21 protein-coding genes and 1 tRNA gene are annotated in these 21,621 nt (G+C 66.0%); 10 read left to right on the forward strand and 12 right to left on the reverse strand.

The window, feature by feature from the left end:
* Positions 1 to 40: 40 nt before the first annotated feature.
* The gene (locus VFC51_10045) at positions 41 to 706 is read left to right on the forward strand and encodes a hypothetical protein (protein HZT07359.1); all 666 of its coding nucleotides are present in this window, start codon (positions 41 to 43) and stop codon (positions 704 to 706) included.
* On the opposite strand, the gene VFC51_10050 is transcribed toward VFC51_10045, so the two are convergent.
* The 10 genes from VFC51_10050 to VFC51_10095 form a co-directional block, all read right to left on the reverse strand.
* Positions 703 to 1,131 (reverse strand): divergent PAP2 family protein, encoded by a 429-nt coding sequence (locus VFC51_10050; GenBank protein ID HZT07360.1) that lies wholly within the window; start codon positions 1,129 to 1,131, stop codon positions 703 to 705. The two genes, VFC51_10045 and VFC51_10050, sit on opposite strands and share 4 nt — an antisense overlap.
* Positions 1,132 to 1,143: 12 nt before the next feature.
* Entirely contained in the window at positions 1,144 to 1,368 is a 225-nt protein-coding gene (gene xseB / locus VFC51_10055; protein ID HZT07361.1) for an exodeoxyribonuclease VII small subunit, read from the reverse strand.
* Entirely contained in the window at positions 1,349 to 2,632 is a 1,284-nt protein-coding gene (xseA, locus tag VFC51_10060; GenBank protein HZT07362.1) for an exodeoxyribonuclease VII large subunit, read from the reverse strand. Before xseA ends, xseB begins: the two co-directional genes overlap by 20 nt.
* 21 nt (positions 2,633 to 2,653) lie before the next feature.
* Positions 2,654 to 3,109, reverse strand: a complete 456-nt coding sequence (locus VFC51_10065) for a biotin/lipoyl-containing protein (protein HZT07363.1) — start codon at positions 3,107 to 3,109, stop codon at positions 2,654 to 2,656.
* A 15-nt stretch (positions 3,110 to 3,124) separates the two neighbouring features.
* On the reverse strand, positions 3,125 to 3,688 hold the full coding sequence (efp, locus tag VFC51_10070; protein HZT07364.1) for an elongation factor P: 564 nt from the start codon (positions 3,686 to 3,688) through the stop codon (positions 3,125 to 3,127).
* The gene (locus VFC51_10075; protein HZT07365.1) at positions 3,672 to 4,823 is read right to left on the reverse strand and encodes a Xaa-Pro peptidase family protein; all 1,152 of its coding nucleotides are present in this window, start codon (positions 4,821 to 4,823) and stop codon (positions 3,672 to 3,674) included. The genes efp and VFC51_10075 overlap by 17 nt, the downstream gene beginning before the upstream one ends.
* Before the next feature lie 2 nt (positions 4,824 to 4,825).
* Positions 4,826 to 6,988: a type I DNA topoisomerase gene (topA, locus tag VFC51_10080; protein ID HZT07366.1), complete on the reverse strand. Its 2,163-nt coding sequence runs from the start codon at positions 6,986 to 6,988 to the stop codon at positions 4,826 to 4,828.
* Positions 6,985 to 8,097, reverse strand: coding sequence for a DNA-processing protein DprA (gene dprA / locus VFC51_10085; GenBank protein ID HZT07367.1), 1,113 nt, complete (start codon positions 8,095 to 8,097; stop codon positions 6,985 to 6,987). The genes topA and dprA overlap by 4 nt, the downstream gene beginning before the upstream one ends.
* A gap of 55 nt (positions 8,098 to 8,152) precedes the next feature.
* Positions 8,153 to 8,455, reverse strand: a complete 303-nt coding sequence (locus VFC51_10090; protein ID HZT07368.1) for a YciI family protein — start codon at positions 8,453 to 8,455, stop codon at positions 8,153 to 8,155.
* Positions 8,456 to 8,719: 264 nt separating this feature from the next.
* Positions 8,720 to 8,947: a hypothetical protein gene (locus VFC51_10095; protein ID HZT07369.1), complete on the reverse strand. Its 228-nt coding sequence runs from the start codon at positions 8,945 to 8,947 to the stop codon at positions 8,720 to 8,722.
* A gap of 275 nt (positions 8,948 to 9,222) precedes the next feature.
* On the opposite strand from VFC51_10095, the gene VFC51_10100 reads away from it, so the two are divergent.
* From VFC51_10100 to VFC51_10110, 3 genes are all read left to right on the forward strand, one after another.
* Positions 9,223 to 9,705 (forward strand): response regulator, encoded by a 483-nt coding sequence (locus VFC51_10100; protein HZT07370.1) that lies wholly within the window; start codon positions 9,223 to 9,225, stop codon positions 9,703 to 9,705.
* Positions 9,706 to 9,754: 49 nt separating this feature from the next.
* Entirely contained in the window at positions 9,755 to 10,993 is a 1,239-nt protein-coding gene (locus tag VFC51_10105; GenBank protein ID HZT07371.1) for an MFS transporter, read from the forward strand.
* Positions 10,994 to 11,173: 180 nt separating this feature from the next.
* Positions 11,174 to 12,247, forward strand: a complete 1,074-nt coding sequence (locus VFC51_10110; GenBank protein HZT07372.1) for a glycosyltransferase family 4 protein — start codon at positions 11,174 to 11,176, stop codon at positions 12,245 to 12,247.
* A 141-nt stretch (positions 12,248 to 12,388) separates the two neighbouring features.
* Here VFC51_10110 and VFC51_10115 read toward each other — a convergent pair whose 3' ends face one another.
* Positions 12,389 to 12,742 (reverse strand): LLM class flavin-dependent oxidoreductase, encoded by a 354-nt coding sequence (locus tag VFC51_10115; protein HZT07373.1) that lies wholly within the window; start codon positions 12,740 to 12,742, stop codon positions 12,389 to 12,391.
* On the opposite strand from VFC51_10115, the gene VFC51_10120 reads away from it, so the two are divergent.
* Complete coding sequence (locus tag VFC51_10120) at positions 12,719 to 13,834, forward strand: hypothetical protein (protein HZT07374.1); 1,116 nt, start codon at positions 12,719 to 12,721, stop codon at positions 13,832 to 13,834. The genes VFC51_10115 and VFC51_10120 overlap by 24 nt on opposite strands.
* A gap of 167 nt (positions 13,835 to 14,001) precedes the next feature.
* Here the strand turns inward: VFC51_10120 and VFC51_10125 are convergent.
* Positions 14,002 to 14,078: transfer RNA gene (locus VFC51_10125), tRNA-Asp, on the reverse strand.
* A gap of 56 nt (positions 14,079 to 14,134) precedes the next feature.
* Between VFC51_10125 and VFC51_10130 the strand changes: the two genes are divergently transcribed.
* From VFC51_10130 to VFC51_10150, 5 genes are all read left to right on the forward strand, one after another.
* On the forward strand, positions 14,135 to 15,262 hold the full coding sequence (locus VFC51_10130; protein ID HZT07375.1) for a histidine kinase: 1,128 nt from the start codon (positions 14,135 to 14,137) through the stop codon (positions 15,260 to 15,262).
* Positions 15,259 to 15,918: a response regulator transcription factor gene (locus VFC51_10135; protein ID HZT07376.1), complete on the forward strand. Its 660-nt coding sequence runs from the start codon at positions 15,259 to 15,261 to the stop codon at positions 15,916 to 15,918. Before VFC51_10130 ends, VFC51_10135 begins: the two co-directional genes overlap by 4 nt.
* A 159-nt stretch (positions 15,919 to 16,077) precedes the next feature.
* A complete protein-coding gene (locus VFC51_10140) occupies positions 16,078 to 18,849 on the forward strand; it encodes a response regulator (protein HZT07377.1) in 2,772 nt (923 codons plus the stop codon).
* Positions 18,836 to 19,252, forward strand: coding sequence for a response regulator (locus VFC51_10145; GenBank protein ID HZT07378.1), 417 nt, complete (start codon positions 18,836 to 18,838; stop codon positions 19,250 to 19,252). The genes VFC51_10140 and VFC51_10145 overlap by 14 nt, the downstream gene beginning before the upstream one ends.
* Before the next feature lie 3 nt (positions 19,253 to 19,255).
* Positions 19,256 to 21,604, forward strand: coding sequence for a response regulator (locus VFC51_10150; GenBank protein HZT07379.1), 2,349 nt, complete (start codon positions 19,256 to 19,258; stop codon positions 21,602 to 21,604).
* Positions 21,605 to 21,621: the final 17 nt, after the last annotated feature.

Below are 21,621 nucleotides of genomic sequence, written 5' to 3' on the forward strand. Positions count from 1 at the left end.
ACCCAGCGAGCGCAACCGCGCTCGTGTTCGAGGGTCGCTCGTGGATCGAAAACGGCTCCTCTCGGACCGTCTGCAGCGCATCTGGGCCATCGTCGAGCGCATCGACCAGGAGCCAGGCCTGAGTCGGAGCCAGCTCGCCGCGGAGTTCTCCCTCAGCGAGCGCCAGCTCCAGGCCGATCTCGTCGTGATCCGTGAACAGCTTGGTTTTCCCCTTCACAGGCAGCGAGGCTACCGCTTCGCCACCGGAGCGGGGAACCATCCACAGCTAGACCTCCGCGACGCGGTCGTCATTGCAGAAGTGGCGCGCGGCGCCTGCGCAAATCCCGACCTCTCGACCGTTGCCCTTCGGGAGACCCTCGCGCGGCTCATCCCCGCGTTTCATGCCCCCACTCAGCCCCTGGTCCGCGCGCTACTGGTCGAGCCAGGACCGGACGACGCGTTCGTTTCTGCGCTGCGCACCATAGCGTCCGCGATCGTCGAGAAGGAGCCGCTGGCCATCCCGCTCGCCACCGCCTCCCGTCCACCCGGCTCGGGGGAGATCCTCGTGGCGCCCCGCGCGCTCGTTCCCATCGGCGGCGACTGGGTCGTCCTCGGATACGCCGTCGAGCTGCAGCGCGTCGTGACGGTTGGCCTTCACGACATCGACGTCGAACTCCTTGGGCGCATGGCTGGTGATCCCGCAGAGCATCAGGACCCCGAGCCTTAAAGCGTGACGGCCATCCCGACGATGAAGCCAAGCCCGAAACCCGCCGAGACTTCGAGCGGTGTGTGCCCGATCAGCTCGCGAAGGCGGCGCTCGCTGAAAGCGTGCTGCGTGAAGATCTCGTCCAGCATCCGGTTGAGGATTCGCGCCTGGATGCTCACCGCCTGACGTAGACCAGCGGCGTCGTACATCACGATCGCGGCAAAGACCGCGGAGACCGCGAAGAGCGGCGAGTTGAGTCCCACGCTCCGTGCGATGGCGGTCGCGAGGCTCGTGACGAGAGCGGAATGGGCGCTCGGCATTCCGCCCGTGCTCACCATGTATCGCAGGTCAATACGCCCGGTGCGGATCAGGTCGGCGAGGAGCTTGACGAGCTGTGCCAGGAACCAGGCTGCGACCGCCGCGACCAGCGGTCGATTCTCAAGCACCCGCGGCCACGACTACCGCTCTTCTCGATCGGTCTCGCGCAGCACCTCGGCGATCCGAAGCTCCGCCCGATCGAGGAACTCGTTGCACAGATTGGCCAGGCGGACCCCCTCTTCGTATCGTGCAATCGCCTGGTCCAACGAGAGGGGCCCGCTCTCCAGCTCTTCGATGGACTTTCGAAGCCGCCCGAACGCCTCTTCAAAGTTGGCGGGTGGCTCGTTACTCTCGCTGCTCAGCATAGGACCGCTCCTTTACGTCGCCCGATACACCGTCGGATCGGTCGAGCACGTCACCCACGAGCTGGCCCCGCGCCAGGCGCACGGCGATGCGCTCGCCCAGGGAGACCTGATCCGCGCCGGTCACGATACTCCCATCGATCGTACGGCTGCAGACCGCGTACCCGCGCGCCAGCGTCGTTTCCGGACTCAAGGCCGCGAGCTGCGACCGGCTCATCTCCACCCGCGAGCGCGCAAGCCCGGCGACCGCGCGGATCGCGCGCTTGCCGCGCGATCCCAGGTCATCCAGCGCCCGCCGGTAGTCGCCGATCGTGCGAGCGGGCGAATGCCGATCGAGCTGCTGCTCCGCCGCCTGCACCTGCATTCGCGCCACCCCGAGCATTCGGTGCAGGGCGGCGGACCCTCGCTCGATCGTGCGCCGCGTCTCCTCGCAGAGCTGAGCGGCATCGGGCACCACCATCTCAGCCGCGGCGGATGGCGTGGGGGCGCGCAGGTCGGCGACGAGGTCGGCGATGGTCACGTCCACTTCGTGGCCGATGGCCGACACGATCGGAACGGCCGAGGCGAAGATCGCTCGCGCGACTCGCTCGTCGTTGAACACGGCAAGCTCCTCGGCCGCGCCACCGCCCCGGGCCAGAATGATGAGATCGAGCGGCCGTCGATCCGCGTGGAAGGCGTTCAATCGATCGAGCGCCGCCACGATCTGGCGGGGCGCATCCTCTCCCTGGACGCCGGCCGGCGCAAAGATCAGCTCCACGCAGCGGTAGCGCCGATTCAGAACGTTCAGAATGTCATGGAGCACGGCCCCCGATTCCGAGGTGACAATCCCGATGCGCCGCGGCATTCGGGGGATGGGCCGCTTCCGCTGGCTCGCAAACAGGCCCTCCTGTTCGAGCCGGCGCCGCAGCAGCTCGAACTCGGCGTGCAGGCGCCCCGCGTCTCCCGGCAACACGACGTCGGCCACGAGCTGAAACGTGGAACGCTGATCATAGATGCTCACCGAACCGTGGATGAGGGCCTCGAAGCCCGCGACGAGCGGAAGCGTCTGCCTCCGGAGGGCAGATCGAAACATCACCGCGGAGATGCGCGACCGCTCGTCCCGCACGGTGAAATAGGCGTGGCCGACCGTCGAACGCGTCACGTCCGCGATCTCACCGGTCACCCAGACGTCGCTGAGAACGGGATCGTTGGCGAACAGATCCCGAATGTAGGCGACCAGCTCTTCGATCCGGAAGAAGTGGGCGCCAATGGGCGCCGGACTAGCCATCGACGTCCACCAACTGCGCCGTCATCCCCCGGTCGCCTCGCCCGCGCTCCGCCGCATCACGGCGAGCGGTTGTCCGTACTCGACCGGTGTCCCGTCCTTCACCAATATCTCGGCGACGAGGCCGTCGCACGGCGCGACGACGCTGTTCTGAATCCCGAGCGTCTCGACGTGGGCGATGGCCTGGCCGGCGCTGACCGGCTCGCCCACATTCGGGAACGACGGGGGAGGTTGGCGATGAAAGACACCGACGAAGGGCGAGGTCACGACGACCGGCCCGTCCGACGACGCATGGACCACGGCCGGACGCGCCTGGTCCGCCTCGACGGCCGGCTCTCGGCTCACCCGAACCGACCCACCATCCCACTCGACCTCGATGTCCGTGATTCGGGTTCCACGCACCAGCTCCAGCAGGCGGCGGACGGCCACGTCGGCGGTCGCTGCCGATGCGCGGTCGGGTTTGGCGCCGGTCCGCTCCACTGAATCCTCCGGACGTTAGGAGGTTACCCGTTCGATGTAGGTCCCGCTCCTCGTATCGACGCGGATCATCTCGCCAGTATTGACGAACAGCGGAACGTTGACCACGAGCCCCGTCTCCAGGGTGGCCGGCTTGGTGCCGCCGGACGCCGTGTCTCCTCGGAAGCCCGGCTCGGTCTCGGTGACCTGCAGGTCGACGGTGATAGGAAGCTCGACCCCAATTGGTTCGTCGTCGTACATGAGGATCTCCAGCTCGAGCCCGTCTTTCAAGTAGTTCACGGCATCCCCGAGGATCGCGCTCCCGAGGGTGAGCTGGTCGAACGTCTCCTGATCCATGAACACGTAGTTGGGCGGATCTTCATAGAGAAACTGCACCGTTCGATGATCGAGGCGCACGCGCGGCCATTTTTCCCCCGCCTGCACGGTTCGATCGATGAGGGCTCCGGTGCGGACGTTGCGCAGCTTCATGCGAACCTGGGCGCTTCCGCGCCCGATCTTCAGGTGCTGATAGTCGAGAACCTGGAACAGCTGCTTATCCATCTCGATGACAACGCCCTTGCGGAGATCACCTGTCGAGATCAAGCAGTACCTCCGAGAGTTGAAGCTTCTTCGGCGACCGGGTCAGAACCTCCGCGCCGCGATCGGTCAGGACGACGAGGTCTTCGATGCGAACGCCCCCGAGCCCCGGGAGATACACGCCTGGCTCGATGCTGAATACCATCCCAGGCTGGAGGGGCATATCGCCGCGGGTACGCGAGATCCATGGCGGCTCGTGGATCTCCAGTCCGATCCCGTGTCCGAGCCCATGGACGAATTCGTCCCCGTAACCGGCGTCGCTGATCACACCGCGTGCGACGGCGTCGACCTCGGCGCCGGTCATGCCCGGCTTCACGCGCTCCTCCGCCTCAAGCTGCGCGTCGAGAACGATGCTCCAAACCTCGCGCAGCTTGTCGGGCGCCGTCTCGATGCAGAAGGTCCGCGTCATGTCGGAACAGTATCCCCCAAGCCTCGCGCCAATGTCGAAGAGCACCAGCTCGTCCGGGCGAATCGTTCGATCGGATGGGACCGCGTGCGGGATCGCCGTGTTCGGGCCGGAGACCGTGATCGGGTCGAACGATACGTCTTCCGCCCCATGCGTGCGGTAATAGCTCTCGATCTCCCACGCCAGGTCGCGCTCGCGCCTACCCGCCGCGACGTTGCGGATGACGTGCGCAAAGGCCGCGTCGTTCAGCGCGATCGACGCGCGCAGCGCCGCCAGCTCGTCGTCGTCCTTCAGCACGCGCAGCGAATCGACCAGGTCCGGGGCTGGCACGAGATCGGCGATACCGTCGAGCGCCGAGACGAACGCCTGCCACACCGCGTACGTGAGGTGACCGGACTCGAACCCGACGCGCGGCCCGGTGGGCCTGGCGGACGGCAGCGCCTCTCGGGCGACCTGCCGGAGCGCGTCCCGCGCAGTTGCGCCGGCCCCAAACACGACGGTCGTGAACGCGGGCGCCTCGGCCTCGGCGAGGGCGGATGTGCGCGGATCGGTGAGGAGATACTGCCGGGTGTCCGTGATGAACAGATAGCCGGCCGATTCGCGCGGCGGGAGGTCCGTTGCCGAATACCCACTCAGGTACCGCCGCGACTCCGGCTGCGATACCACGATGCCGTCCAGCTCGGCGCTGGCCAGCGCATCCCGAAGCCGCGTCAAACGCCCAGGATTGCCCGCCACCGTCACTGTCCGACAGCCGCCGTCAGCCCGGACTCATCCCCATCGCGCCCTGCTTCCGGCGATGGCATCACCGTGCCACAGACGGTGCATTTGGCGCGATTGCGTCCCGCTTCGACGAGCAAACCACCGCAGGTCGGGCACGGTGCGCGCAATGGCCGGGACCACGAGGTCCATTCGCACTCCGGGTACCGCGAGCAGCCGTAGAAGACGCGGCGCTTGCGGGTGCGGCGCTCCACGATCTCGGACTCGCACTCCGGGCAGGGGACGCCGATCTTCACCAGGAACGGCTTGGCGTTTCGACAGGCCGGAAAGCCCGGGCAGGCGATGAACTTCCCGAACCGACCGAGCTTCACCACCATTTGTCGGCCGCATTTTTCGCAGACCTCGTCGGCCAGCTCCACCGGCGGCGTTACCCGCTCCATCTCCTGCTCGGCGGCGGCGAGGGTGGCCGAGAAGGGCCCATAAAACTCGCGCAGCACGGGCACCCGGTTGCGCCGGCCCTGCGCGATGTCGTCCAGCCGCTCCTCCATATTGGCGGTGAAGTCAACGTCCACAACCTCAGGGAAGTGCTCCACCAGCAGGTCGTTCACCAGCATGCCCAGCTCGGTCGGCTCGAGCCGCCGATCGACCCGCATGACGTACCCGCGATCCTGAAGGGTGGAGAGGATCGGCGCGTACGTGCTCGGACGCCCAATGCCGCGCTCCTCAAGCGCCTTCACGAGGCTCGCCTCCGTGTAGCGCGGGGGCGGCTGGGTGAAGTGCTGCTCCGGCTTCAGGTCGACCAGGTCGAGCGCTTCGCCCTGATCAAGGGGGGGAAGCGGTTTTCGGTCTTCGTCGAGCGCCACTGCGTCCTCATCGCGTGTCTCGGTGTAGAGCGACAGGAACCCAGCGAACAGGACGACGGATCCCGACGCTCGGAAGCGGTAGCGATTCGATGACCCTTCGCGACTCGCGAGGACTTCGACGGTCGTGATCTCAATGCGCGCCGAGGCCATCTGCGTGGCGATGAAGCGCTTCCAGATCAGCTCGTACAGGCGCGCCTGGTCGCGGCTCAGAAACTGACGGACGTCGTCCGGCGTGCGATAGGCGGACGTCGGACGGATCGCTTCGTGCGCTTCCTGAGCGAGGCGGCTGCGGGTTTGATAGGTCCGAGGGGTCTCGCTCACCATCTCGCGCCCGTGGCGCTCCTCGATGTATTGTCGAGCCTCCACGATGGCGCTTTGCGCGACGTTCGTCGAGTCGGTGCGCATGTAGGTGATCAGCCCGACGCCCTCACCATCGGCGAGGTCGATCCCCTCATAGAGCTGCTGCGCGACCATCATGGTCCGCTTCGCCGTGAATCCCAGCTTCCGGCTGGCTTCCTGCTGGAGGGTGCTGGTGGTGAAGGGCGCGGGCGGATTGCGCTGCTGCTCCCGTCGCCGGATCGCGTCGACGACGTAGCCGGCGCCTTCGAGATCGCGGACGATGGCCGACGCGGACTGTTCGTCGGGCATCTCGGCCTTCTGCCCGTTCACTTCGATGAGGCCCGCGACGAACGAGCGCGGCTGGCCGCGGCGCGTTGCGGCGCGTTTGGCCAGCTCGGCGTCGATGGACCAGTACTCGACCGGCTCGAAGGCGGCGATCTCTCGCTCGCGCTCGACGGTCATCCGCAGCGCGGCCGACTGCACGCGCCCGGCCGAGAGCCCTCGTCTCACCTTCTTCCACAGCAGGGGGCTGATCTGGTAGCCGACCAGACGGTCCAGGATGCGGCGGGCCTGCTGGGCGTCCACGCGCTTCGCGTCGATGGCGCGTGGATTGGCCATCGCCGCCAGCACGGCGTTCTTGGTGATCTCGTGGAACTCGACCCGACGCACGGGGCGATCACCGGGATCGATCGTCTCGACCAGGTGCCACGCGATCGCCTCGCCCTCCCGGTCGGGGTCCGTCGCCACAAAGATCTCGTCGGCGCGCTGAGCCTCGCTCCGCAGCTCCTTCACCGTTTTCGACTTCTCGCGTGGAATCAGGTACTGGGGCTGAAAGTCCCTGTCCAAGTCCACGCCCAGCTTGCTCTTGGGCAGATCTCTAACGTGCCCGAGCGAAGCGAGCACGTGATAATCGCGCCCAAGGTACTTTCCGATGGTTTTCGCTTTCGTGGGAGATTCCACGATAACGAGCTTATTACTCACGAACGAATGCCTCTCACGTAATTCATTCCGCCACTCTGCTGGACGACGCCCTTCAGCTCCATCATCGCAAGCGCGGCGCTTACGGTCGACATGGGAAGAGCGACCATCTGCGCGATTTCATCGATGTGGAGGGGCTCGGTGCTCAGGACGCCGAGCAGCCGCTGCTCGGTATCGTCCAGCGGAAGGATGTCCTGCGCCGATAACTGCCGCGGCGCGCGGCTGGGATGAAGCTCTGCGAGCACGTCGCCGACGCGCGTCACCGGCGCGGCGCCGTCCCGGATCAATCCATTAGTTCCCTCACTGGCCGGGCTGAATATACTGCCCGGCACAGCATAAACGTCGCGTCCCTGTTCCGCCGCGAAGGCCGCCGTGATCAGCGCGCCACTGCGCGCCCCCGCCTCGACTACAAGCGTACCAGACGTCAATCCTGAGATCAGCCGGTTGCGCCGCGGGAAGTTGACGGCGTCGGGCTTCGTGCCCAGCGGGAACTCGGTCACCAGAGCCCCGTGCTGGGCGATCTGTTTCGCGAGCGGCGAGTGCTGAGACGGATAGGTCCGGTCGAGTCCATGACCGAGGACCGCGACCGTTCGCCCGCCCGCGGCGAGGGCGCCGCGATGCGCCGCGGCGTCGATCCCGAGGGCGAGGCCACTCACGATGGTCACGCCCGCCGCGGCAAGGTCCCCGCTGAGGCGCTCGGCAGCCATCTTCCCGTAAGACGTCGCGGTCCGCGTGCCCACGACGGCGATGGCGGGGTGCTCCGGCGGATCCAGCTCGCCCTGGACGTAGAGGACCGGCGGTGGATCATAGATCCTCCCCAGGAGCGCGGGGTACTCCGGGTCGATGCTGCGGATCGCACGGGCGCCCGCGCGCGCGAGGTTCTCGACCTCGCGGGTCGGATCGACGCGTTGACGCGCCGCCGCGAGCGACTTCACGGTCCGACGATCGAGGCCAGCCTCTCCCAGGATCGCCTCGCTGGCGTCCCAAACGCGGCTCGCCGACCCGAAGGCCCGCAGCAGCAGGTCGAAGCGGCGAGGACCGATCCGTCCGACCCGCGTCAGGGCGATCCAGTACCCGATCTCGGGATCGAGGGCGCTGAAAAACTGGCTCATGGGGCAGCGATTGTAGCAGGAGGGCGTCGATCGCCCCAGTTCGGCGCGCCGACGTTCAGTGTCCGAGCCCCGCGGCCGTGAACGGCCCGATCCCCAATACTTGGTGCACTTCCCATTCGATTAGCTCGAAGCTCGTCTCGCCCGCCACGGTATACGGGTCCGACGCGGCCACGCGCTCCGCCTCCTCGCGAGAATCTGCGCGGATGAGGTAGATACCCAGCGAGCGGTCCGGACTCGGCCCGCTCATGACGATCTTTCCCTCCTTGTGTTGCCGCTCCATCCACCGCAGGTGCGTGTCGAGACTCGTCTTTCGCTGCTCGCGGGCAACCACTGGTCGCCTCAGTGTTATGTAAAACACTGCTGCCTCCCCATTTATTTCGTGTGCCCTCATCAGCATTCTAGGCCAGTCGGTCGGGAAGGGGCAGATCTTGTCACAGCGTGCTCATGTGCAGACCCGGTGGCTTCGGGAACTCGCTCATCGAGCGGGAATGGGCGGCCAGCAGCCGGGAGCGAGCCTCGTTGGATGGCGACCGCCGCCGTGCCCACTGACTCAGATGGACAAACGGGCACCGGAGTACGACGGTACGGGATCTGTGTTGGGTGGCCGCGCGCGGGGGGAGCGCTACCCAGCCTCGCCCCGGCAGACGTCGCAGTCGCACCCGCAAGGCGGGGTGCCGGCCGGCTGAAGGCTCGCGCGCGCCCATTCCACGACGATGGTCCCGGCGAGATCGACGGGCAGCCCGCCCTCGACCATTGCGGCGTAGAACTTCGCGATTACGCCCGCACGGCGAATCATCTCCGCAGCGATCTGGTCATTCTCGGAGATGGAGCTGAGGTCAAAGGTGTCCACGTCATCCTCCCGCGTTCCCTCGCCGCACGAAACCGAAGGCGAGAGTCGGAGCCGACCGTTTGCCCTGCATTCGACATGTGGTGCAGACAACCGGTGCTAGCTGTCGCTTCCTGGAACAATCCAGGCGCTCGTCAGCACGATTGTACATGATCCGCCAAACGTGATCGCCGGTCGGCGACTGACCGGCGAGCCATCCGGTATGCTTCGCTGTATACGATCCCAGTCCTCGTCCCGATCGTCCCACTCTGGGCCGAAATTCCTTGGAGGCGCTCCAGGTGCGTGAACCGGCCAACCCGGTTTCCTACCGATCGCACGACGGCCAGCAAGCCCGTGATGTTGAGCCGGACCGGCGGCGGCGCATTGTGCTGTGCGACGCAGACGAGGTATCAACTCGACTCCTCTCGTCAATTCTGGCTCCCCGCGCGTTCGACATCGTTCTGTGTCGAACGGCCATGGAGGCCGAGGCGGCGGTTGACGACCATGAGCCAGAGCTGGTCATCACGGCGATCTTGCTTCCCGACGAGGACGGGCTCGCCCTGACGCGACGGCTGCGTGCCTCTCACCCGGCGCTGCCGATCCTCGTGGTGAGCGCACTGCACGCGAGAAACCACGCCCTGCAGGCGGGAGCCAATGCGTTTCTGAGCAAGCCCGCGGCCGTCTCCGACCTGGTGGCGCTCGCTCTGAAGCTCACAACGCGCCGAGACACGGCGAGTGTCGAATCCACAAGCGCGAGACACGCCAAACCAGGTGCGGAATAACCGTTCACCGCATCACCCCACACATGATGGCAAGCGGAAGGAATAGAGCATGACTGCACGGTCCGACGCACTGCGCGCGGGAGTCGAACGCCTCTCGCAACCGGCGGGAATCCTCATTCTCGTCAGCACGGCCCACGCCATCACCCACGTGTATGCGGCCCTGTTTCCCCTGGTCTATCCGAGCATTCAGCAGGAATGGGGGCTGTCGTACACCGCCATCGGAACGATGGTGGGTCTGACGAGCTTCATCGGCGGCTCCCTGCAGCTGCTCTTCGGGTTCATCGGCAGGTCATTCCCCCGCAACGTCGTGCTTGGCTTGGGGAACCTCCTTTTCGGAATCACGACCGCGCTGACTGGCGTGTCCGCGAACTTCACCCAGTTTGCCGCCCTGCGGTTTGGCGGGGCAGTGGCCAATGCCGCGCAGCACCCAGTCGGGAATTCGCTCATCGCCGACCGATTTCCCCGCGAGCGGCGCGGGTCAGCGCTCGCGGTGAATTTCGCCGGCGGAAACCTCGGAACCCTGGCCGTCCCACTCATCGCCGTGGCCCTCATCGGCACGCTGGGGTGGCGGCAGGCCCTTTGGGCGTTCGCCGTGCCGGGCATCGTGATGGGCGGCATCCTGATGTTTGCGATGGACGATCGCGATCGAGCCCGCGACCGCATTCAGGGCCACGGCTCCGGCATCGCTCAGTTGGGCAGGATCCTCCGGAACCGGAATGTTCTGGCGCTCGTCGGCGCGTCCTCCGTCGCGGCTGCGGGTCGGGGGCTGGGCGTGCTGCTCACCATCATTCCTCTGTACCTTTCCAACGTGCTCGGATTGGCTCCGTGGATCGTCGGGATGCTGTACACGATCATGCTCGTGGGCAGTGTCGTGGGACCGATGGCCGCGGGGCGCCTGTCAGACCGGGTCGGCAGAAAGCTCGTCCTCGTCGGCGCGCTCGTGCTTGCGACGATCGTAACGCTGGCGCTTCCAGCGTTCCACGAAGGGGGCGTCGCCGTCCTCGCGGTGGTCCTCTTTCTCATGGGTGCCTTCGCGTTCGCCGAGAGCCCGCTCGTCCAGACGTTCGCGGCGGACTCGGTCGCGGCCGGCGAGCGCGACATCTTGTTTGGCTTCTATTACGCATGGGTCTTCGCGGTGGGCGCCGGATGGATCGCCCTCATCGCGGCCCTCATCGATCGAGTCGGTTTCGAGCCGGTGTGGGGGCTCATCGCGGCATCATATCTGGCCTCTGCGCTCCTGATCCTCCTCGCCCGCGAGACGAGGCGCGGGGCAGCTCAAACGGCGTGACGGTTCGGGTCTGCCCTTCCGCCTCGGACTACCCATGTGGAGAGGAAGGAACCACCCGGAAGACACTGCATTGAAGAATCGGCGTCCCATACCCTACTTCCCAGCAGTGCATCGGCAGAGCGGGCTCAATCGCAGCACCACGACACGCCGTTCTGGCCACACGGGAAAGGGGGAATACGTTTGCGAATTGCGATGGTGGCTCCGCTGATCGAATCCGTACCGCCGGCGCTTTACGGCGGGACAGAACGCGTGGTGTCCGTGTTGACTGAGGAGCTGGTGCGGCGGGGCCATGACGTGACCCTGTTCGCCAGCGGCGATTCGCGAACTCGCGCTGACCTCGTGCCCTGTTGTCCCCGCGGGCTGCGGTTGGACGTAGACGCCCAGGATACGGTGGCGTATACGATGGTCCAGCTCGGAATGGTCTACGAGCGCGCTGGTGAGTTCGACGTTATCCACAATCACGCGGACTACTTCGCCTTTCCATTTGCGCGCTTGTCCGATACCCCAACCATCACCACGACCCATGGTCGGCTCGACCTGCGGGAAGTGCAGCGCGTGTACGACCATTTCCGCGAGCAGAATCTCGTGTCGATTAGCCAGTCGCAGCGCGCTCCCCTCCCCGGCGTCAACTGGGTCCGCACCGCCTACAACGGCATCGACATGTCGCACTTCCATTACAACGCGGAGGGAGGGGACTACCTGGTCTTCCTCGGCAGAATCAGCCCGGAGAAGAGACCAGATCGCGCTATTGAGATCGCTCGCGATCTCGACATGCAGCTCGTCATCGCGGCAAAGGTCGACCCCGCCGATCAGGCCTATTACGACCACGCGATCGCACCCATGATTCGGGATTCGACGCGCGTCGAGTTCATTGGCGAAGTGGACGAGCAGCAGAAGGACGAGCTTCTGGGGAACGCTTACGCCTATCTTTTCCCCATCGACTGGCCCGAGCCGTTCGGGCTCACGATGGTTGAAGCCATGGCAACGGGCACGCCGGTTGTGGCGTACCGCGCCGGGTCGGTCCCCGAGGTCATCATCGACGGGGTGACGGGCTTCATCTGTGACACCTTCACCGCGATGGTAGACGCCGTGCCGCGGGTTGCGTCGCTCGATCGCGCCGCCTGTCGCGCGCACGTCGAGCGGCGCTTCTCGGCCGCGGCGATGGCCGAGTCATACGAAGACGTCTATACGCTGCTGGCGGACTCGAGCTGGCTCAACGGGCTCCAGGTCGTTTGCGGTCAGGCGCGGGACTGAGGACGCCCGGCGGCGTTCGCTTCCGCCCGGTTGGTAGATCCTGCTCCACGAAGCGAGCCACGATCTTCGTCAGTCCAACATCGACCAGCGGCTAAAGCCGCGCAGCGATCTCGGCCGGTGAGCCAAAAAAAATCGCTGGTGCTATTGCGATGCGACCCAACATCGGACCTCATGAACCCAAAGTCGGCGCATGGTCTGGAGCATCTCGGTCAGTCGTGGTCCGCGCTCGGTGTACGGCACATTGCAGTTCGCGAACTCGCGCTCCCCTTCCGGCCCGCCCTTGCCGATCCCAATGCTCATGATCAGCCGGCCTAGCGCGAGGACGTCGATCGTCGCCAGCTCATGGACGAGGATCACGGGGTTGCGGAGGTGCCCCCGTGCGCAATAGACAACGGGAGGTGCGAGCGCTATATACCGTAGCGTGGCTGGCGTGGCGTGATCTGGCGCAACCGGCCTCGAAAGGAGGAACCAATGGTCCGTGAGTTCATGACGCATTGGGACGAGAAAACGCCCATCTGGTTCGAGCGCGAAGAGGACGAGCTGATCGGAACCCAGCGTGCGGGAGGCCGTCCGATGCCCCGCATTCGCATGATGGACCTCTTCCGCGGCCCCACGAACCGCGACGGCAACAAGCCAATCGTTGTCTGGGCCGGGGAGGATGGAGTGATCGAAGCCTGCTGGACGGCCGGACCCGAGCCACATTTTCACCGACCGGCCGACTACGACGTGCTCGTCTTCCAGTACTGCGGGCGGGCGGCCGCCGAGACCGAGATGGGCGAGTTCGAGCTGGGGCCCGGCTATTGTCTCCACGTGCCCGCTGGCGTGGCCTACCGCCTGGTCGGCAACCCCCAGTGCCGCCAGATGGTCGTGAAGCTGAACAAGCCTGTGACGCTCGGCGTCGAGCCCGACCACCCACTCACCGAGACCGCGTTCGACGTGCGAGCGGACGGCGGCCAGACCGACGGGCAACCCGTTCAGCTGCCTCCCAGAACCGGCAAGATCCTGGAGGTTACGGAGTTCTGGCAAGACGCGTTGGACCCCATCGTGATCGAGCGGGATCACGCCAAGCTCGTCGGTTGCCTATCCGGTCCCCCCGGACGCGATGCGCCGCTGCCCGGTACGCGTCGCGCGTCGGTCATCCGGGTGTTCGACTATTTCGTGGGCATGACGGGCAAGGGCAGCGCGCGCGCCCCGCAGCACTATGAGAGCGAGAACTTCCGGACCGACTCCTACAACACCGAAGGACAGCAGTTCGGGTTCCACCGCGGGATGGATGACGACGAGATCTGGTTCCAGTTCCGCGGCCATGCCACCAACGAGACCGAGTGGGGCATCCACGAGCTGGATCCGCTGGAGATGGGTTACGTGCCGCGCGGCATAGCCCATCGAATCGTGGGTGGCGAGGGATTCCTGCGCTTCGTGCTCTACTTCCGGCACCCAATGTACCCGGTGGTGGACGAGAGCGCGCACACCGGTCGATCGTCGGCTCGCGTGGATACCGTCGCATTCAAGGAGCTACCGGCCCTCGCGGAAGCGAAGGCAAAGCTGCAGGAAGCGGCCCATTCGCGCGGCGGCCCCAGCCGCTAACAATGTGGGCCGGGGGCCAGCCGGAGGTGGGCCCGCCGAATAGCTCGGTAAACCCCTCGACCGCCTGGTCCATCGCCCAGGCGATCCGCTTCGGCGTTGCGCGAGGTCGCAGCACTGCGCGCCGCGCCGTACAGCAAGGCGGAACGGTGTGACGTGCAAGGTTTCTCTGGCGGGCTCGAGGGGATTCGAACCCCCGGTCTCGGCCTTGACAGGGCCGCATGTTAGGCCACTACACCACGAGCCCAGACGCAAAAAATTGTAACATAGCCGCCGTATCGACTCCATCCAGGAGGCTGCCCGTTGTCGTCGCTCGAGCCGCCGCAGCCGCGTGACGGCGTCGACGTGGCGGGGGCGCTTCCGCCAGGACGCGCAGCGCCGGTCGCCGATCAACAGCCGGCGGATCTGTTCGACAACATCGAGCAGGAAGAGGCGATGCTGTCCGCCGTGCTGGCGAGCATCAGCGATGGGCTCATCGTCATCGACGGCGATCAGTTCATTCGCTACTGCAACATGCCGGCGGCCCAGTTCCTCGGGCTCGATCGGGCTGCCATCGTTGGTCGGACCGTCCACGAGGCCTTCAGCCACGTCAGTCGGTCGGTCCTCAATCGGACAGAGGCGCGGGAGGCGTGGGACCGCGCCCTCAGCAACCTCGACGAGCACCCCAGCTTCGAGGTCGTGATCCGGCAGCCCGTCCGCCGGGACCTCGTTGTCCAGTTTTTCCCTCTGAAATCGGGGGCGGGCTCGCGAAGCGCCGGAATCCTCATGCACGACGTGAGCGTCCTGAAGCTGGTCGCCCTGCTCGAGGAGCGCGAGCGCATCGCCATGGACCTCCACGATGGCGTCATCCAGTCGCTATATGCCGTCGGCCTCGGCCTCGCCGCGCGGGAGCGCGCGCTCCGCGATGGGGCAGCGGACGATGCGCGAGACGCCCTGCAAAACGCCATTTCTCAGATCAATCAAGTGATCCAGGAGATCCGCAACTACATCGTCGAGCTGCGACCGGAGGAGCTCGGGGACCGCGGCTTGATGGCCGGCCTGGCCGAGCTCGCGGGACAGCTTCGCGCCAACGGCCTGCTCTGCCCAGCGCTCAATCTCGACCCGAGCGCTGGTGACTTGGTCAGCCCCGATGCGGCGGGAAACTTGCTCTACATCGCCCACGAGGCCATCTCGAACGTCATCCGCCACGCGGATGCCAGCGAGGCATCCATCAGCGTGACGGCCGACGAAGGGCGCCTGAAGCTTACGATTCGCGACGACGGCCACGGATTTGACCCAGAGCGCACCGGCCGGCGCACCGGCGATGGTCTGCGGAACATGGCCGAGCGGGCCAGAGCCCTCGGCGCCCGCTTCACCATCTCCAGCGCGCCGGGCCAGGGAACAGAGCTGTCCCTCGAAATGCCGCTCCCCACGGCGGAGCGCGAGCAATGAGCCAGGAGCCGATTCGCCTGCTCCTCGTCGACGACCACCACGTCGTACGCCTCGGGCTGGCAAGCCTCTTCGCCACGGTGCCGCATTTCTCCGTCGTCGGAGAGGCGGGAACGATCGCGGAGGCCGTCGCGCGCGTGCGCGAGTGCGAGCCCAACGTCGTGATCATGGACGTCCGGCTTCCGGACGGGAGCGGGGTCGAAGCCTGCCGCGAGATTCGATCCGAGCGGCCGGACGTGCGCGTCATCATGCTGACGTCGTACGCGGATCGGGACGCGGTCGTTGCATCTATCATGGCGGGCGCGGCAGGGTACCTCCTGAAACAAACCGAGCCCAACCGCTTGATCGACGCGGTCAACTCCGTTGCGCTCGGCGGGTCGCTCCTGGATCCCGGCATCACCGAAACGGTGCTGGACTGGATGCGCCATCTGGGTCCGCAGGACGTCGACGACCCGCTCGCCGGTCTCTCGGAACAAGAACGCAAGATCCTTCCCCTGATCGCCGAGGGGAAGACGAATCGCGAGATCGCCGGGGATCTGTACTTGAGCGAGCACACCGTGAAAACGTACGTGAGCAACATTCTCCAGAAGCTCCAGCTCACCCGCCGGGCCGAGGCGGCCGCCTACATCGCGCAGCGCCGACTCCCACCCGGATCGTAAGACCCCCGCCCATCCCCCCAAACGGGTGATCCGACCTCCCCCAAATAGCGATCCCCAAATACCCCCTCACGGGTGAGCGAAATAGGCTCGCTTGCCTACTGCTGGCGGCTGACCCTTTCGCTGACACTTCGCCGTAACACTTTTGTGATGGAGATCACAGTGCGACGAACTTCACTTCGACGTGCGCCACTGTGGTATCGCCTGGTTCACTCCGCGCGATCCTCGCTCGCCCTCAAGCTGGCGGTGTTTGTCGGCGGCATCGTTCTTCTCACCGCGGGGTCGATCGGCTTCGCTGGCCTCGCATTCACGGACGCCGTGATCTCCGCGCAGGTTGACCAGCGGCTCTCCATCATCGCTGCCGACCGCCGGGACATGCTGTCGGCGTACATCCGGGGCCAGAAAGACGAGATCAACGTCGTCGCCAAACGGCCCCTCGTTCGACAGCTCCTCGACTCCGCGCCGACACGTAGCGCGGCCGGCACGCCCTTCTCGGCTGCCGCGGCCCGCGCGCTCGCCGACGCGGAAGAGAGCATCAACGGCATGCACGCCCTGTGGATCGCCAACCCCAGCGGCGACGTCGTGGCGTCGAGCGACGAGCAATACCTCGGCCGGAGCTTCGCAGCGGATCCGGTGTTCACCGGCGGCCTCGTCCGGCCACAGCTCGGATTTCCATCCCTGTCGGACGACCGTTACCAAGCACGCGTCAGCGCGCCGGTCCGCGGGCCCAGTGGCGAGACGATCGGCGTCATCATGGGGCTCGTAGACGTGACGCCCCTCGCCAGCATCAGCTCGGACCCCGCCGGGCTCGGGAAGACGGGCGACTTGCTCGTCGGCGCCATGGTGGATGGGGAGATCGACATCCTGCTGCCGAATCGGTTCTCCGATCCCGTGCCCAACCTCGCCCCGGCGGACGTTCCCGCCATGGCGCGCTCCCTCGAGGGTAAGCGCGGCTTTTTGCGCATGCGCGACTATCGCGGGAACGACGTTCTCGCGGCGTACGAGCCTGCCACTCCGGACGGTTGGGGCATTGTCGCGACGATCGACGCGAGCGAGGCATACGGCTCCGCGGAGGCCCTGCGGTTCATTCTCGCCGGCATCGGGGTGCTGATTCTGTCGGCCGGTCTCTACGCGTCCTGGCTCTTGGCCCGGCGCTTTACCGAGCCGATCCGTCGAATGGCGGAGGCCTCGACCAACGTGGCCCACGGCCAGCTCACCGAACGGGTCCCCGTCACATCGATCGATGAGATCGGCACCCTGCAGCAGTCGTTCAACTTGATGACCAAGCGGCTGGCCGAGTCCTACGACTCTCTGGAGAACCGGGTCCGCCAGCGCACGCGTCAGCTCCGGGCCGCCAACGAGCAGCTCGAGGAGCAGAGCCGTCGGGCCCAGGCAGCCAACCGCGCGAAGAGCGAGTTCCTCGCGAGCATGTCCCACGAGCTGCGGACGCCGCTCAACGCCATCATTGGCTTCTCGGAGCTGCTGATCGACGAGCAGCCGAGCGGCTACGACCACGCCACCCGTGCGTCCTACCTCTCCAGCATCTACGAAAGCGGCAAGCATCTGCTGACCCTCATTAACGACATCCTCGACCTCTCCAAGGTCGAGGCAGGGCGGATGGAGCTGCGCCCCGAGCGATTCTCGCTTGCGGAGACCGTTCAGCACGTGCTGTCGACCGTGGAGCCGCTGGCGGCGGCCAAACACATTCGGTTCAGCGCCGATACCGCGTACGCAGGCGATGTCGTAGCGGACGAGGGGAAGGTCAAGCAGATCCTCTACAACCTCGTCTCCAACGCCATCAAGTTCACGCCAGATGACGGCCGGATCCACGTCTCCATCGGCCAGGATGCCAGCGGCACGGTCGTGAGCGTTGAGGACTCCGGAATCGGCATTGCTCCGGAGGACCGGGAACGGATCTTCCTCGAATTCCAGCAGCTCGATGCCGGCCCTGGACGCCAGCACGAAGGAACTGGCCTGGGCCTCGCCCTTACCAAGCGCTTCGTCGAGCTGCATGGCGGTCGGATCTGGGTCGATGGGGAGCCCGGGCAGGGCAGCATCTTCCGATTCACGCTGCCGACACCCACGCCGGCCGACGACGAAGATCCCATCACCGAGGTTGTCTTCCCCATCGCCGAAGTGCAGATGCCCGAGGATCCCCGTGGGCTCGTTCTCGTGGTGGAGGACGACCCACGATCCGCGAATCTCGTCGCCCTCTACCTCGCGCGCGGCGGATATCGCGTGGAGATGGCGACGAACGGGCGTGAAGCGATCGAGAAAGCGCAAGCACTCCGCCCCATCGCCATCACGCTGGACGTGATCCTGCCGGACCTGGACGGCTGGGAAGTTCTGAAAGAGCTGAAGCAGAACGAGGTGACCCGCGAGATCCCAGTCGTCATTATCTCGGTGGTGGACAACCAGCGCCTGGGCTTCGCCCTTGGCGCTGACGACTATCTCGTCAAGCCTATCGATCGCAACGCATTGCTTTCGCGGCTCGAGCAATATGGGAACAAGACGCCCACGCAAAGGCAGACGGCGCGCGTCCTGCTCATCGACGACACCCCGTCGGCCCTGGAGCTGTACCAAGGAATGCTGTCGCCTGCTGGCTACACGGCGCTCACCGCGTCGGGCGGCGCGGAGGGGATTCGGCTGGCCAGGTCCGAACACCCGGACGTCATTCTGCTCGATCTGATGATGCCGGAGGTCAGCGGGTTCGATGTCGTCACCACGCTCAAGTCTGATCCGGAGACACAGGACATCCCCATCCTGATCGTCACCGCGAAAGAGCTCACCGAAGCCGACAAAGCTGCGCTCAACGGCCGCGTGTCGACGATTCTGCAAAAAGGGTCGATGGCGACCATCGACCTCCTCTCCTGGCTGAACGACACGGTCAGTCGGCTGGGCAGGGCGCGGGAGGTCGCCGGTGCCATTGGCTGAGAACCTCGCACAAATGCTCGTCCTGATCGTGGAGGACAACCCGGCGAGCATGCTGCTCACCGACGCGGTGCTCAAACGGGCAGGCTTCCTCACGCTCGGGGCCACGTGCGCTGACGAAGTCCGCGAACGGCTCCGCGACTATCGGCCGGACCTCATCCTCATGGACCTCCAACTTCCAGGAGTCGACGGATTGACGTTGACCCGCGAATTGAAGTCGGACCCGTCCCTCGCGGACATCCCCGTCGTGGCGCTCAGCGCCCACGCCATGAAGGAGGACCGGTGGCGCGTACTGACCGCCGGTTGCGACGGATACATCGCGAAACCGTTCGACACCCGTTCCATCGGTCGCGAGGTGGAACACTACATCGCCGAGGCGAGAGCGCGCGGAATGAAGAGGAGATAACGGATGGCTGCTGAGCGCGAAGCCCAGATTCTTGTCATCGACGACAATCCCCAGAACGTCGCGCTCGTCCAGGCCCAACTCGAGCGAGCGGGATACCGCGTGACCTGCGCCGAGAGCGGGACCGCTGGCCTGGATGCCGCCGAGCGGATGCACCCGGACCTGATCCTGCTCGACGTGATGATGCCCGGCATGGACGGGTACCAGGTTTGCGAGATTCTGCGGCGAAACCCGAGCTTGAGCGCGATCCCGATCGTGATGCTCACATCCTTGCACGAGCGCACGGACAAGCTGCGCGCGCTCGATTCTGGCGCGGACGATTTCCTGTCGAAGCCAGTCGACCGCGCCGAGCTCATGGCGCGGGTCCGGTCCCTTCTGCGCATGAAGCGCACGTACGACGATCTGGCGCAGAGCAAGGTCGAGGTCGAACAGCAGGCGCATCAGCTCGCGGCAGCCAAGAGCCGCGCGGAGGCGATCCTCTCCAGCATGAGCGACGGCGTGTTCGTAACGGACGAGCGGGCCCACATTACCTACGTCAATCGCGCCGTCGAGAAGATTACCGGCATGGCGGCCGACGACTGCCTTGGTCGGCCGTGGTACGAAGCCCTATCCGTTCGCGACCGCAATGGTCAGCCCATCGACCCGCGAAGCTGCCCCATCGTCCAGGTCATGAAGTCCGGAGCGCCGGTGCCTCCTCGAGAGCTCGGCGTTTGGCGCAACGACGGCACCGAGATCGCGATAAGCCTCGCCGCTGCGCCGGTGACCGGCGTCCACGACAAGCCGATCGGCGGCGTTGCCGTCTTTCGAGACGTCACGAGCGAGCGCGAGGTTCATCGGATGAAGGAGGACTTCGTGGGCCTCGTCTCCCACGAACTGCGGACGCCGCTCGCCGCCATCTATGGGTTCGCGGAGCTGCTTCTGCAGCGCGAGCGGCTGAGCGACACGGCCCGCACCTTTGTCGAGACCATGTATAAGGAAGCAGACCGCATGTCCGGTCTCGTGAATGACTTTCTCGACATCGAGAGGCTCGCCTCGGGCAGAATGTCTTTCCACTTCCGGTCAGTGCAGCTCGACGAGGTCCTGGCCGAGGCGCGCGAGAGCCTCGCCAGTCAGCTCTCCCAGCACACGATCGTGGTCGACATCCCGAAGGATCGCGTCTACGTGCGCGCCGACAGAGATCGGCTCGTGCAAGTCCTTCTGAACCTCTTGTCCAATGCCATCAAGTACAGCCCAGATGGCGGCGAAATCCGCATCTCGGCGCGTCCCGAGGGTCGGGAGGTCCGGATCTCCGTCAGCGATGAGGGGCTCGGTTTGCCTCCAGGCGCCATACCCAAGCTTTTTCAGAAGTTCTATCGCGTCGAGGAGCCGGCGCACCGAAAGGTCGCGGGCACCGGCCTCGGGCTCGCGATCTGCAAGCAGATCGCGGAGGGGAACGGTGGGCGCATATGGGCCGAGAGCCCGGGGATCGGACTGGGCAGCACGTTCACCTTCACCGTCCCACTCTCTGGAATTCCCGCCCACCGGCCAGCGAGTAGCTCCATTGGGACAGCGCACGGTCGGATCCTTCTGGCGAAGGACGATCCGAGCATCGCCGCGCTCATCCTCGAGCAGCTCGGCTCGATCGGATATGCCGTGGAAGCGGTCTCGAGTGGCGAGGACGCGATCAATCACGTCCGCGCAGAGCGGCCCGCGGCCGTCGTGCTCGACGTAGGGTTGACGGGGCGTCTGGACGGGTGGGGCGTGATGGCCGCGCTTCGCGATGATCCGGCCACGGCCGACATTCCCATCATTATGGTCTCAGGCCGCGACGACCAGGACCGCGGCATGGCGCTCGGGGTCGAGGAATTTCTCGTCAAACCGGTCCCGGCCCAGCGATTGATCGCGTGCATCCGTCGGCACGCGGGCGAACCCGGTGAGCGTCCGGTCGTGGTCGCCGACGACGATCCCAACGTCCGCAGCGTCGTGCAGGGCATGCTGGAGGACGCCGGATTTGCCGTCGTCCCTGCCTCGGATGGTAGGGAGGCCCTCGACAGGCTCCACTCGTGCACGCCCCTTGCGCTGGTGCTCGACCTGGTAATGCCGGAGGTCGACGGCTTCGGCGTTCTCGAAGAAATCCGCGCCGACCCGTCTCTCCGCGACCTCCCCGTCGTCGTTCTCACAGCGAAGAATCTTGCTCCGGAGGAACGCGATCAGCTCAACCTCCGAACCGCGGAAACCCTCTACAAGCCAGGCGGCACAGGGACGGAGATCACGGCCGCCATCCTCCGCGCGATCCAGGTTGGCGGATCGCAGAGCACGCCGTGCTCCGCCACGCGCCGATCCTCCCCCGAAGGAACGGCCGTCCCGAAGAAATGAAGCGCCCGGCGACGGCG

The sequence above is a fragment of the Chloroflexota bacterium genome (assembly GCA_035652535.1).
GTDB lineage: Bacteria > Chloroflexota > UBA6077 > UBA6077 > SHYK01 > DASRDP01.

Coding starts and splice junctions, on each gene's coding strand:
- xseB (HZT07361.1), bottom strand. CDS start 1,368: ATGCTGAGCAGCGAGAGTAACGAGCCACCCGCCAACTTTGAAGAGGCG.
- xseA (HZT07362.1), bottom strand. CDS start 2,632: ATGGCTAGTCCGGCGCCCATTGGCGCCCACTTCTTCCGGATCGAAGAG.
- dprA (HZT07367.1), bottom strand. CDS start 8,097: ATGAGCCAGTTTTTCAGCGCCCTCGATCCCGAGATCGGGTACTGGATC.
- VFC51_10105 (HZT07371.1), top strand. CDS start 9,755: ATGACTGCACGGTCCGACGCACTGCGCGCGGGAGTCGAACGCCTCTCG.
- VFC51_10120 (HZT07374.1), top strand. CDS start 12,719: ATGGTCCGTGAGTTCATGACGCATTGGGACGAGAAAACGCCCATCTGG.
- VFC51_10115 (HZT07373.1), bottom strand. CDS start 12,742: ATGCGTCATGAACTCACGGACCATTGGTTCCTCCTTTCGAGGCCGGTT.
- VFC51_10135 (HZT07376.1), top strand. CDS start 15,259: ATGAGCCAGGAGCCGATTCGCCTGCTCCTCGTCGACGACCACCACGTC.
- VFC51_10150 (HZT07379.1), top strand. CDS start 19,256: ATGGCTGCTGAGCGCGAAGCCCAGATTCTTGTCATCGACGACAATCCC.